The 13,143-nt window shown below is 35.2% G+C and carries 8 protein-coding genes; 1 reads left to right on the top strand and 7 read right to left on the bottom strand.

Annotated elements, in window-relative coordinates; all coding sequences use genetic code 11:
• Positions 1-236: 236 nt before the first annotated feature.
• A complete protein-coding gene (locus FEM21_RS09580) occupies positions 237-1,826 on the top strand; it encodes a peptide chain release factor 3 (protein ID WP_035659898.1) in 1,590 nt (529 codons plus the stop codon).
• Between the two features lie 77 nt (positions 1,827-1,903).
• On the opposite strand, the gene FEM21_RS09575 is transcribed toward FEM21_RS09580, so the two are convergent.
• The 7 genes from FEM21_RS09575 to rplA all read right to left on the bottom strand — a co-directional run bounded on the left by FEM21_RS09575 (position 1,904) and on the right by rplA (position 13,131).
• Positions 1,904-2,257, bottom strand: a complete 354-nt coding sequence (locus FEM21_RS09575; protein WP_035659896.1) for a hypothetical protein — start codon at positions 2,255-2,257, stop codon at positions 1,904-1,906.
• A gap of 173 nt (positions 2,258-2,430) precedes the next feature.
• Positions 2,431-2,733 carry a DUF3467 domain-containing protein gene (locus tag FEM21_RS09570; protein WP_035659894.1) on the bottom strand — a complete coding sequence of 101 codons (303 nt, stop codon included), beginning with the start codon at positions 2,731-2,733 and terminating at the stop codon, positions 2,431-2,433.
• A gap of 99 nt (positions 2,734-2,832) precedes the next feature.
• Positions 2,833-7,143: a DNA-directed RNA polymerase subunit beta' gene (gene rpoC, locus FEM21_RS09565; RefSeq protein ID WP_035660067.1), complete on the bottom strand. Its 4,311-nt coding sequence runs from the start codon at positions 7,141-7,143 to the stop codon at positions 2,833-2,835.
• 239 nt (positions 7,144-7,382) lie between these two features.
• On the bottom strand, positions 7,383-11,195 hold the full coding sequence (gene rpoB / locus FEM21_RS09560; RefSeq protein WP_035659892.1) for a DNA-directed RNA polymerase subunit beta: 3,813 nt from the start codon (positions 11,193-11,195) through the stop codon (positions 7,383-7,385).
• 268 nt (positions 11,196-11,463) lie between these two features.
• Positions 11,464-11,835 carry a 50S ribosomal protein L7/L12 gene (gene rplL, locus FEM21_RS09555; protein ID WP_035659890.1) on the bottom strand — a complete coding sequence of 124 codons (372 nt, stop codon included), beginning with the start codon at positions 11,833-11,835 and terminating at the stop codon, positions 11,464-11,466.
• A gap of 86 nt (positions 11,836-11,921) precedes the next feature.
• Positions 11,922-12,419, bottom strand: coding sequence for a 50S ribosomal protein L10 (gene rplJ / locus FEM21_RS09550; RefSeq protein ID WP_035659889.1), 498 nt, complete (start codon positions 12,417-12,419; stop codon positions 11,922-11,924).
• 22 nt (positions 12,420-12,441) lie between these two features.
• Positions 12,442-13,131 (bottom strand): 50S ribosomal protein L1, encoded by a 690-nt coding sequence (gene rplA / locus FEM21_RS09545; RefSeq protein WP_035659888.1) that lies wholly within the window; start codon positions 13,129-13,131, stop codon positions 12,442-12,444.
• Positions 13,132-13,143: the final 12 nt, after the last annotated feature.

Here is a 13,143-nt window from a genome sequence, read left to right as displayed (position 1 = left end):
TTTTAATAAAAACGAACAAAAATAGCAATTCAATTACATTATACAAGTTTCCACCTGACTATTAACAAAAAATTATCTTCGAAAAAAGAAAGCTCTTCCTTGAAGCCTTTCTATCACTGAGACCAATAAAATAAAAAGCCTGAATCTTTTACTAAAAATCAGTAAATCAAGTGATGACTTATTTATTTTTAAATCGCATATATAAATAGTACTTTTGCAAACTATTTATACGAAATATGAGCTTTTTAAAAGAAATACAACGTCGACGAACCTTTGGAATTATCTCGCACCCCGATGCCGGAAAAACTACTCTTACTGAAAAATTATTGCTGTTTGGAGGAGCAATCCAGGAAGCAGGAGCTGTAAAAAACAACAAAATAAAAAAAGGAGCTACCAGTGACTTCATGGAAATTGAACGTCAAAGAGGAATCTCGGTATCTACTTCTGTTTTGGCATTCAACTATAAAGACAAAAAAATCAATATACTTGATACTCCCGGACACAAGGATTTTGCCGAAGACACTTTTAGAACCTTAACCGCTGTTGACAGTGTGATTGTGGTTATTGACGTTGCTAAGGGGGTTGAGGAACAAACTGAAAAGTTAGTTGCTGTTTGTAGAATGCGAAAAATCCCCATTATTGTTTTCATCAACAAATTAGACCGCGAAGGACACGACGCTTTTGATTTGATGGACGAAGTAGAACAAAAATTAGGACTTACTGTTACTCCTTTAAGTTTCCCTATTGGAATGGGTTATGATTTTCAGGGAATTTACAATCTTTGGGAACAAAACATTAACTTATTTAGCGGAGACAGCCGTAAAAACATTGAGGAAACGATTGCTTTTTCGGATGTTCAAAATCCTGAATTAGAAAAAATAATTGGTCAAAAACCAGCTGATAGACTTCGTGAAGAACTAGAATTAATTGATGAAGTGTATCCAAAATTCAATCAACAGGATTATTTGGACGGAAAATTACAGCCTGTATTTTTTGGTTCGGCTTTAAATAATTTTGGTGTTCGGGAATTATTAGATTGTTTTGTTACTATTGCTCCTTCGCCAAGACCAAAAGAATCTGAAACCCGCTTAGTTGATCCAAAAGAAGAAAAACTTTCCGGATTTGTATTTAAAATCCATGCTAATATGGATCCAAAACATCGTGACCGTTTGGCCTTTATCAAAATTGTTTCGGGAACTTTCGAAAGAAACAAACCGTATTATCACGTTCGCCAAAAGAAAAATTTAAAATTCTCCAGTCCGAATGCTTTTTTTGCTGAGAAAAAAGAAATTGTAGACATCTCTTATCCTGGAGACATTGTTGGACTACATGATACCGGAAATTTCAAAATTGGAGACACTTTAACCGAAGGTGAAATCATGAATTTCAAAGGAATCCCAAGTTTCTCTCCGGAACACTTTAGATACATCAATAATGCCGATCCAATGAAAGCAAAACAGCTTGACAAAGGTGTGGATCAATTAATGGACGAAGGTGTGGCGCAGTTGTTTACTTTAGAAATGAACAATCGAAAAGTAATTGGAACTGTAGGAGCACTTCAATATGAAGTAATTCAATACCGTTTAGAGCATGAATATGGTGCCAAATGTACGTATGAGAATTTCCCTGTTCACAAAGCTTGCTGGGTAAAACCTGATGATGTTAAAAATGAGGAATTCAAAGAATTTAAAAGAATCAAGCAAAAATTCCTTGCCAAAGATAAATACGATCAATTAGTATTCTTAGCCGATTCGGATTTTACCATCCAAATGACACAAAATAAATATCCAAGTGTTAAATTGTTTTTTACTTCAGAATTGGACTAAAAACAACACTTTACTTCATAAAAAAAAACGTCCCGATAAATTACTTCGGGACGTTTTTTTTATACTTTATTTATCAATTAAGATAATGCATTTTCATAGTTTACAACTTTTTTTAAAAAAGCTTTAATCAATAAACGATTTGGAGCTATTCCAGAAGTCATAATCATTTTTTTAGTATTAGTTCCTTCTGTAGAAATTGCAGCATTAGGATCTTGTTTTGTTCCCATGAACCAAAGTGCAAACTCCATGTTAGAAGTAGCTCTTGAACTTTCTAACTTTACATTCACTGTTTCAATTTTATCATTAAAATCAGTAGTAGAAGCTGTTTGAGACTGGCTAAAAGCTGAAAAAGAAAACATAAAAAACATTACAAATACAGCTATAAATTGTACTGATTTTGAAGTAGTTTTATTTGCTTTTGAATTATTCATGGCCTTGTTTCTTTGGTTATGATTTTATTATGAAACAAATCTATTGCAATATAAAACCAGTAAAAAACATTTCCGATAAACTACTATAAAACTCGTTTAGCTACTAAAAAAAGAGTAATATTATCCCGAAACAAATAAAAAAAGGCTCTCAATAAATGAAAGCCTTTATAATTTTATGCTTGTCCTGCAGGACCAAAATTCAACGGAATAGGTACTTGTTCTACATCTTTAATTTCGCCATGAGCCACTTCAAAACGATGAATATTTTCACTCATTGCTTTCAACAATCTTTTGGCATGTTGTGGAGTTAAAACAATTCTTGATTTCACTTTAGCCTTAGGCACACCAGGCATAATGCTAACAAAATCTAAAACGAACTCCGAAGGAGAATGATTAATTATAGCCAGATTAGAATAAATCCCTTCGGCTGTTTTTTCATCTAATTCAATATTAATTTGTTCTTGTTGTTCTTTCATATCAGATCTTTTTTAAACTAAAAAGTTAAAAGTAAAAAAAATAGAAAGACTACACGAGGTAATCTTTCTATTTTTAAATACAAAGTATATTATTATTTATTAATAAATATATTCTTCTTTGTTTGCCATCATATCGTTGTAATCTTCTTTAGAACCTACAATAGCATTATCGTATTCTCTCATACCTGTACCAGCAGGGATTCTGTGTCCTACAATAACATTCTCTTTCAATCCTTCTAAAAGGTCCACTTTACCTGCTACAGCAGCCTCATTTAACACTTTAGTTGTTTCCTGGAATGAAGCAGCAGAGATAAATGACTTAGTTTGTAACGAAGCTCTTGTAATACCTTGTAAGATTGGAGTTGCAGTTGCAGTAACTACATCACGTGCTACAACTAAATTCTTATCAGTACGTTTCAATAATGAGTTTTCGTCTCTTAATTGACGAGGCGTTACAATTTGACCTTCTTTTAAGTTAGCCGAATCACCTGCATCCTCAACCACTTTCATTCCGTATAACTTATCATTTTCAACGATAAAGTCTTTAGTATGGATCAATTGATCTTCTAAGAATAAAGTATCTCCTGGATCCTGAACCTGAACTTTACGCATCATTTGACGAATAACTACCTCAAAGTGCTTGTCATTAATTTTTACCCCTTGTAAACGGTAAACCTCTTGAATCTCATTAACCAAATACTGCTGAACAGCTGATGGTCCTTGGATTCTTAAGATATCATCCGGAGTAATAGCTCCATCAGATAAAGGTGAACCTGCTCTTACAAAGTCATTTTCCTGTACTAAGATTTGGCTGGAAAGTTTAACTAAATACTTTTTAATCTCACCAAATTTAGATTCGATAACAATCTCACGGTTACCTCTTTTGATTTTTCCAAAAGAAACTACACCATCAATTTCAGAAACTACAGCTGGGTTAGATGGGTTACGAGCTTCTAAAAGTTCAGTAATTCTTGGTAAACCTCCCGTGATATCTCCTGATTTAGAAGAACGACGTGGGATTTTAACCAATACTTTACCTGCTTTAATTTTCTCTCCATCTTCTACCATAAGGTGTGCACCAACTGGTAAGTTGTAAGAACGAATCAATTCACCATCTTTACCATAAACTAATAAAGTAGGGATTAATTTTTTATTTCTAGCTTCAGAAATTACTTTTTCCTGGAATCCTGTCTGCTCATCGATTTCAACCATGAACGTTTGTCCTTGCTCTAAATCTTCGTAAGCAATCTTACCGGTAAACTCAGAAACAATTACACCATTATATGGATCCCACTTACAGATTACATCTCCTTTTGCAATAGACTGACCGTCTTTTACATAAATACTAGATCCGTAAGGAATATTGTGAGTATTTAAAACAATACCTGTTTTCTCATCAACTAATTTCAATTCAGTAGAACGAGACACTACGATATCCACTTCGTTTCCTTCGCTGTCTTCTCCTTTTACTGTTTTTAAATCTTCAACTTCAAGTTTTCCTGGGAATTTAGCAACAATGCTAGACTCTTCAGAGATACCTCCGGCAACCCCTCCAACGTGGAACGTACGAAGCGTTAACTGTGTACCCGGCTCTCCAATAGACTGAGCAGCAATTACACCTACTGCCTCACCTCTTTGAGTCATTTTTCCAGTTGCCAAGTTACGTCCGTAACATTTAGCACAAATACCTTTGGTAGCCTCACAAGTTAATGGAGAACGAACTTCCACACTTTCTAATGGAGAAGCTTCGATAGCTTTAACAATACCTTCAGTTATTTGCTCACCAGAAGCCACTAATACTTCATTAGTCAATGGATTAATAACGTCTTGTAACGCCACACGTCCAAGAATTCTTTCTCCTAATGACTCAACGATTTCCTCATTCTTTTTCAATGCCGAAACTTCAACACCTCTAAGCGTACCACAATCCTCGATGTTAACAATAACGTCTTGAGAAACGTCATGTAAACGACGAGTTAAGTAACCCGCATCGGCAGTTTTAAGAGCCGTATCCGCAAGACCTTTACGAGCACCGTGAGTAGAGATAAAGTACTCAAGGATAGAAAGACCTTCCTTAAAGTTAGAAAGAATCGGGTTTTCAATAATCTCACCACCACCGGCAGTAGATTTTTTAGGCTTAGCCATCAAACCACGCATACCAGTTAACTGACGAATCTGCTCTTTAGATCCACGAGCTCCAGAGTCAAGCATCATATACACAGAGTTGAATCCTTGTTGGTCTTCTCTAATGTTTTTCATTGCTAATTCTGTCAATTGTGCATTGGCAGAAGTCCATACGTCAATAACCTGGTTGTAACGCTCGTTATTAGTAATAAGACCCATGTTATAGTTAGCAGAAATTCCTTCAACCTGCTCTCTTGCATCAGCAATCAATTGTGTTTTTTGTTCAGGAATTCTAATATCACCTAATGAGAATGATAATCCTCCGCGGAATGCGAATTTATACCCCATATCTTTCATGTTATCCAAGAATGCAGCCGTTTCAGGTACACTTGTTGAATTTAATACGTGACCGATAATATCTCTTAAGTTTTTCTTAGTCAATACTTCATTGATATATCCTGCAGCTGGTGGTACTACTTCATTAAATAATACACGTCCTGCAGTTGTTTGGATAATTTGGTAAACCAATTCTCCTTCTTCATTAAAATCTTTAGCTCTGATTTTTACACGAGCATTCAATTCTAATCTACCTTCGTTTAAGGCAATGTTTACTTCCTCAGCAGAGTAAAAAGTCAATCCTTCTCCTAAAATTTTCTTTTCAGGAGTAGTCAAACGCTCTTTGGTCATATAATAAAGACCCAAAACCATGTCCTGAGATGGTACTGTAATAGGAGCACCATTTGCAGGGTTCAGGATATTGTGAGAAGCAAGCATTAATAATTGAGCTTCAAGGATTGCTTCTGGTCCTAATGGCAAGTGAACTGCCATCTGGTCACCGTCGAAATCTGCGTTGAAAGCCGTACACGTTAATGGGTGTAATTGAATCGCTTTACCCTCAATTAATTTTGGCTGGAAAGCCTGAATACCCAAACGGTGCAAAGTAGGAGCACGGTTAAGTAATACCGGGTGTCCTTTAATTACATTTTCAAGGATATCCCATACTACAGGCTCTTTTTTATCGATGATTTTCTTAGCTGATTTAACTGTTTTTACAATTCCTCTTTCGATAAGCTTACGGATAACGAAAGGTTTGTAAAGTTCAGCAGCCATGTCTTTTGGAAGACCACACTCGAACATTTTTAACTCAGGACCAACGACAATTACCGAACGAGCAGAATAATCCACACGTTTTCCAAGTAAGTTTTGACGGAAACGTCCTTGCTTACCTTTTAATGAGTCAGATAATGATTTTAATGGTCTGTTAGATTCTGTTTTAACAGCAGAAGCTTTACGAGTGTTATCAAATAATGAATCTACAGATTCTTGTAACATACGTTTTTCGTTTCTCAAGATAACTTCAGGAGCTTTAATCTCCATTAATCTTTTCAAACGGTTGTTACGAATAATTACACGACGGTATAAGTCATTCAAATCTGAAGTTGCAAAACGACCTCCATCAAGTGGCACCAACGGACGTAATTCTGGTGGAATAACAGGAACCACCTTCATAATCATCCACTCAGGACGATTTTCGCGATTTAAGTTAGACTCACGGAAAGATTCTACAACTTGTAATCTTTTTAATGCTTCTGTTTTACGTTGTTTAGACGTTTCGTTATTAGCTGAGTGTCTTAATTGGTAAGACAATTGATCTAAATCAATACGAGCTAATAAATCCATAATACACTCTGCTCCCATTTTGGCAACAAATTTATTAGGATCAAAATCATCTAAATATTGGTTGTCCTGTGGAAGTGTATCTAAAATATTCAAATACTCTTCTTCAGTTAAGAAGTCTAATCTTTGTAAAGATTCTCCATCTGCATTTTTAGCAATACCTGCCTGAATTACTACGTATCTTTCGTAGTAAATGATCATATCTAATTTCTTAGACGGAAGTCCAAGGATATAACCAATTTTATTAGGAAGAGAACGGAAATACCAAATGTGAGCAATTGGCACCACCAAGTTGATGTGTCCAACTCTGTCACGACGTACTTTTTTCTCCGTAACTTCAACACCACAACGGTCACAAATAATTCCTTTGTAACGAATTCTTTTGTATTTACCACAAGCACATTCAAAATCTTTTACTGGTCCGAAGATTCTTTCGCAGAAAAGTCCGTCACGCTCTGGTTTGTGAGTTCTATAGTTGATAGTTTCCGGCTTTAAAACTTCACCTCTTGATTCTTTCAAGATTGATTCTGGAGAAGCTAGTCCTATCGAAATTTTGTCAAACCTTTTTACCTGGTTTTTCTCTTTGTTATTATTTCTATTATTCATCATAGTTTTTACTATTGATTTATTTGCAATTAAAAATTGATTTTGGTTAATGAAATTCATAAAACCACTACCTCGAATTACTTCTCTAAACTTCAAACGACATTTTGAAGTGCTAGTTATAAAACCTTTTAGGTTTGTATAAAAAATCGGAACGGTTTACGGGTATAAATCCTAAAAACTTTTATAAATGAGTATTCAGTTTTCAAACACTGTTGTCTGAAAACTGAATACTGCTAACTTTTTTACTCTTCTAATCTAATGTCTAATCCAAGACCTTTCAATTCATGCATTAATACATTGAATGATTCCGGTAAGCCTGGTTCTGGCATAGTTTCACCCTTAACGATAGCTTCGTAAGTTTTTGCTCTACCAATTACGTCATCAGATTTAACTGTTAAGATTTCACGTAGTGTACTAGAAGCACCATAAGCCTCAAGTGCCCAAACCTCCATCTCTCCAAAACGCTGACCTCCAAATTGAGCCTTACCTCCCAATGGTTGTTGAGTAATCAACGAGTATGGACCGATAGAACGTGCGTGCATCTTATCATCAACCATGTGTCCTAATTTCAGCATGTAAATTACACCCACAGTTGCTGCCTGATGGAAACGCTCTCCTGTACCACCATCATAAAGATGTGTATGTCCAAAACGTGGAATTCCAGCTTCGTCAGTCAATTCATTGATTTGGTCAAGAGAAGCACCGTCAAAAATAGGAGTAGCATATTTTCTACCTAATTTTTGTCCAGCCCATCCAAGAACAGTTTCGTAAATCTGACCGATGTTCATACGAGAAGGTACCCCTAGTGGGTTCAACACGATATCTACAGGTGTTCCGTCTTCAAGGAAAGGCATATCTTCATGACGAACGATTCTTGCAACAATACCTTTGTTACCGTGACGTCCCGCCATCTTATCCCCTACTTTCAACTTACGTTTCTTAGCGATATAAACTTTAGCTAATTTCAAGATTCCTGATGGTAATTCATCTCCAACAGTAATCGTGAATTTCTCTCTTCTTAAAGCTCCTTGTAAATCGTTCAACTTAATTTTATAGTTATGAATCAAATCATTAACTAATTTATTAGTTGCATCATCAGCTACCCATTGACCTTTACTTAAATGAGCAAAATCTTCAACAGCGTAAAGCATTTTTTGAGTATATTTTTTACCTTTTGGTAAAACTTCTTCACCCAAATCGTTCATTACACCTTGTGATGTTTTTCCGTTTACAATCAAGAAAAGTTTTTCAATTAACCTGTCTTTTAACTCTGTAAATTTAACTTCGAACTCCATTTCCAATGCTCCTAAAGCATCTTTATCCTGAGTACGTTTACGTTTATCTTTTACAGCTCTTGCAAATAATTTTTTATCTAAAACAACACCGTGTAAAGATGGAGACGCTTTTAATGAAGCATCTTTTACATCACCAGCTTTATCACCGAAGATTGCACGAAGCAATTTCTCTTCCGGAGTTGGATCAGATTCTCCTTTTGGTGTAATTTTTCCAATTAAAATATCACCAGGTTTTACCTCGGCTCCAATTCTAATCATACCGTTTTCATCTAAGTCTTTAGTAGCCTCTTCAGAAACGTTAGGAATATCATTCGTTAACTCTTCGTTACCTAATTTAGTATCTCTTACCTCTAATGAGTAATCGTCTACGTGGATTGATGTAAAGATATCATCACGAACTACTTTTTCAGAAATTACAATAGCATCCTCGAAGTTATACCCTTTCCATGGCATGAACGCTACTTTTAAGTTTCTACCTAAAGCTAATTCTCCATTTTCAGTAGCATAACCTTCTGACAATACTTGTCCAGGAATAACTCTGTCACCTCTTCTTACGATTGGTTTCAGGTTAATACTTGTTCCCTGGTTCGTTTTTCTGAATTTAATTAAGTTGTATGTCTTTTCATCAGCATCAAAACTTACCATTCTTTCTTCTTCAGAACGATCGTATTTGATAGTAATGATATTAGCATCTACGTATTCTACAGTACCATGCCCTTCAGCATTGATCAATACTCTAGAATCAGAAGCTACCTGACGCTCTAAACCAGTACCTACAATTGGAGCTTCAGGACGAATCAAAGGAACCGCCTGACGCATCATGTTAGATCCCATCAACGCACGGTTCGCATCATCATGCTCCAAGAAAGGAATTAAAGATGCAGAAATCGAAGCAATTTGGTTAGGAGCAACGTCAGTATAATGTACATTAGAAGGATCGATAACCGGGAAATCACCTTCTTCACGCGCAATTACGTTTTCGGCAGTAATTTTTCCAGAATCTTCCATTTCGATGTTTGCCTGAGCAATCAACATTCCTTCTTCTTCTTCAGCACTTAGGTAAGTTGGCTCAGAAACTAAATCAACCACACCATTAGTTACTTTACGGTAAGGAGTTTCAATGAATCCCATTCCGTTTACTTTAGCATAAACACCAAGAGAAGAAATCAAACCAATGTTTGGTCCCTCAGGAGTTTCAATAGGACATAAACGTCCGTAGTGCGTATAGTGAACGTCACGAACCTCAAATCCGGCTCTTTCTCTCGAAAGTCCACCTGGCCCAAGTGCAGATAATCTTCTTTTGTGTGTAATCTCAGCCAATGGATTCGTTTGATCCATAAATTGAGATAACTGGTTCGTACCAAAGAAAGAGTTGATAACTGATGATAATGTTTTAGCATTAATCAAATCAATTGGTGTAAACACCTCGTTATCCCTAACGTTCATTCTCTCACGAATAGTTCTGGCCATACGTGCTAAACCAACACCGAATTGTTGAGACAATTGTTCACCAACTGTTCTAACACGACGGTTTGATAAGTGGTCAATATCATCGATATCTGCCTTAGCGTTAATCAACTCAATTAAATACTTAACGATAGTAATGATATCTTCTTTGGTCAAAACTTGTTTGTCCATAGGGATATCAAGACTTAATTTTTTGTTCATTCTGTAACGACCTACTTCACCTAAGTTGTAACGTTGGTCAGAGAAGAACAATTTATCTATAATACCACGAGCAGTTTCTTCATCAGGCGGTTCTGCGTTACGCAACTGACGGTAGATGTGCTCAACAGCTTCTTTTTCAGAGTTTGTTGGATCTTTTTGTAACGTATTGTGAATGATAGCGTAATCAGCCTGATTAGCATCTTCTTTATGTAACAAAATAGATTTAACGTTAGATTCGATGATCTCTTCAACATTATCTTTATCGATAATAGTATCACGATCAAGGATAATCTCGTTACGTTCGATAGAAACTACCTCACCTGTATCCTCATCTACGAAATCCTCATGCCATGTATTCAAAACACGGGCAGCCAATTTTCTACCGATATATTTTTTAAGTCCTGTTTTAGAAACTTTAATTTCCTCAGCAAGGTCAAAGATTTCAAGGATATCCTTATCTCTTTCAAAACCAATTGCACGGAATAAAGTAGTAACAGGTAATTTTTTCTTTCTATCGATATAAGCATACATTACACTGTTGATATCAGTAGAAAATTCAATCCAGGATCCTTTAAAAGGAATTACTCTGGCAGAATATAATTTTGTTCCATTTGCGTGGAATGATTGTCCGAAGAAAACCCCTGGAGATCTGTGTAATTGAGAAACAACTACACGCTCAGCACCGTTAATAACAAAAGTTCCACTTGGAGTCATATAAGGAATTGTTCCTAAATAAACATCCTGAACAATAGTTTCAAAATCTTCGTGCTCCGGGTCAGTACAATAAAGTTTTAACCTTGCTTTTAAAGGTACACTGTGTGTAAGACCTCTTTCGATACATTCTTGAATTGTATAACGTGGTGGATCAACAAAATAATCCAGAAATTCCAATACAAAGTTATTTCTTGTATCTGTAATTGGAAAGTTTTCCATGAAGGTGTTGTATAAACCTTCGTTGCCTCTTTCATCTGATTTAGTTTCTAATTGAAAAAAATCTTGAAAAGATTTTACCTGAACATCCAGAAAATCCGGATACTGAGGAATATTTTTTGTAGAGGCAAAATTCAATCTTTCAGTCTGATTTGTTATCATCAATGGACAAAATTTTGATTAAAAAAAAGTAGTTTTTTGTGTAAAACACTGTTTAATTGATACTTTCTTTTTGTAATCAATACATCTTTAAAAATAAAGCAATTCTTAAAATTGACTGTATTTTTTGTCTTCGTACTGATCAAAAACTTTTTCGTATTTTAAACTTATTATTATGATAATAAAATGCACTATTTTATTATACGAAAAATGGTTTAGGCATTGAGTGATTAACTCAATACCTAAACCTAGTTCTTAAAACTGTTTAAACTTATTTAAGCTCAACTACAGCTCCAGCTTCTTCTAAAGATTTTTTAAGACCTTCAGCCTCTTCTTTAGAAACTCCTTCTTTAACGTTAGATGGAGCACCGTCAACTACGTCTTTAGCTTCTTTAAGACCTAATCCAGTTAATTCTTTTACTAATTTAACTACTGCTAATTTAGAAGCACCAGCCTCTTTCAATACAACAGTAAATTCAGTTTGCTCTTCAGCAGCAGCACCAGCATCTCCACCACCAGCTACAACTACAGCAGCAGCTGCAGGCTCGATACCATACTCATCTTTTAATATTGTTGCTAATTCGTTAACTTCTTTAACTGTTAAGTTAACTAATTGTTCTGCGAATTGTTTCAAATCTGCCATTTTTTCTATCTTTTAAAATGATTTGTGAAATTATAATTTATTTATTGTGCGCATTTTAAGTAAAACAGAGCGCAAACTCTATTTTATTATGCTTCTGACTCTTCTCCAGAAAACTGGTTTTGAAGTGCAGAAATAATTTTTTGAGCTGGAGATTGTAATAATCCAATAAGTTCTCCAATAAGCTCTTCTTTAGATTTAATAGTTGCTAATGCATCTAATTGATCATCACCAATATAAATTTCAGAATTGATATAAGCACCTTTCAAAAGAGGTTTAGCTGCTTTTTTTCTAAATTCTTTAATTACTTTACCTGGAGCATTTGCTACATCTGCAATAAGAATAGCACTGTTACCTGTTAAAGTTGATGGTAAATCACCATAATCATTATCAGAAGCTTCCATAGCTTTTGCAAGCAATGTATTTTTAACAACCTCTAATTTGATTCCAGCTTTAAAACAAGCTCTTCTTAAGTTTGAAGTTGTCTCTGCATCAAGTCCAGAAATATCAGATACATAAACAATATTTGTACCAGCTAACTGTGCAGTTAAATCTTCAATCGCGATTGATTTTTCTTCTCTAGTCATACTAAAAATTTTTAACTACCAATTATACTGCTTTTGGGTCTAATGCAATCGCAGGACTCATTGTGCTTGTAAGGTGAATACCTTTAATGTAGGTACCTTTAGCAGCAGTTGGCTTAAGTTTGATTAATGTTTGAATAATTTCGTGTGCATTGTCATAAATTTGCTCAGCTCCAAAAGAAACTTTACCAATTCCTGCATGTACGATACCAGTTTTATCAACTTTAAAGTCAATTTTACCAGCTTTTACCTCTGCAACAGCTTTAGCAACATCCATAGTTACTGTACCTGTTTTAGGGTTAGGCATTAAACCTCTAGGTCCTAAAATACGTCCTAATGGTCCTAATTTACCCATAACAGCAGGAACTGTGATAATTACATCAACATCTGTCCAACCGTCTTTAATTTTTTGTAAGTAGTCATCAAGTCCTACGTAATCAGCACCAGCTTCTTTAGCTTCAGCTTCTTTATCCGGAGTAACTAATGCTAATACTTTTACATCTTTACCAGTTCCGTGAGGCAATGTTACCACACCTCTAACCATTTGATTCGCTTTTCTAGGATCAACTCCTAAACGTACTGCGATATCAACAGACTCATCAAATTTTGCAGAAGCAACCACTTTAATTAATGCAGCAGCATCTTTTAAAGAGTACAATTTGTTCTTTTCAATTTTTGAAGCAGCCTCTTTTTGCTTTTTTGTCAATTTTGCCATGTCTTTCTCTTA

This window comes from Flavobacterium seoulense (assembly GCF_000695795.1).
In the GTDB taxonomy this organism is placed as follows: Bacteria; Bacteroidota; Bacteroidia; order Flavobacteriales; family Flavobacteriaceae; genus Flavobacterium; species Flavobacterium seoulense.
This window is presented reverse-complemented; position numbering and strand designations above follow the sequence as displayed.

Excerpts from the sequence above, each read along its gene's own strand:
- rpoB (WP_035659892.1), bottom strand. The coding sequence starts at position 11,195 with ATGATAACAAATCAGACTGAAAGATTGAATTTTGCCTCTACAAAAAAT.
- rplA (WP_035659888.1), bottom strand. The coding sequence starts at position 13,131 with ATGGCAAAATTGACAAAAAAGCAAAAAGAGGCTGCTTCAAAAATTGAA.
- FEM21_RS09575 (WP_035659896.1), bottom strand. The coding sequence starts at position 2,257 with ATGAATAATTCAAAAGCAAATAAAACTACTTCAAAATCAGTACAATTT.
- rplL (WP_035659890.1), bottom strand. The coding sequence starts at position 11,835 with ATGGCAGATTTGAAACAATTCGCAGAACAATTAGTTAACTTAACAGTT.
- rplJ (WP_035659889.1), bottom strand. The coding sequence starts at position 12,419 with ATGACTAGAGAAGAAAAATCAATCGCGATTGAAGATTTAACTGCACAG.
- rpoC (WP_035660067.1), bottom strand. The coding sequence starts at position 7,143 with ATGATGAATAATAGAAATAATAACAAAGAGAAAAACCAGGTAAAAAGG.
- FEM21_RS09580 (WP_035659898.1), top strand. The coding sequence starts at position 237 with ATGAGCTTTTTAAAAGAAATACAACGTCGACGAACCTTTGGAATTATC.
- FEM21_RS09570 (WP_035659894.1), bottom strand. The coding sequence starts at position 2,733 with ATGAAAGAACAACAAGAACAAATTAATATTGAATTAGATGAAAAAACA.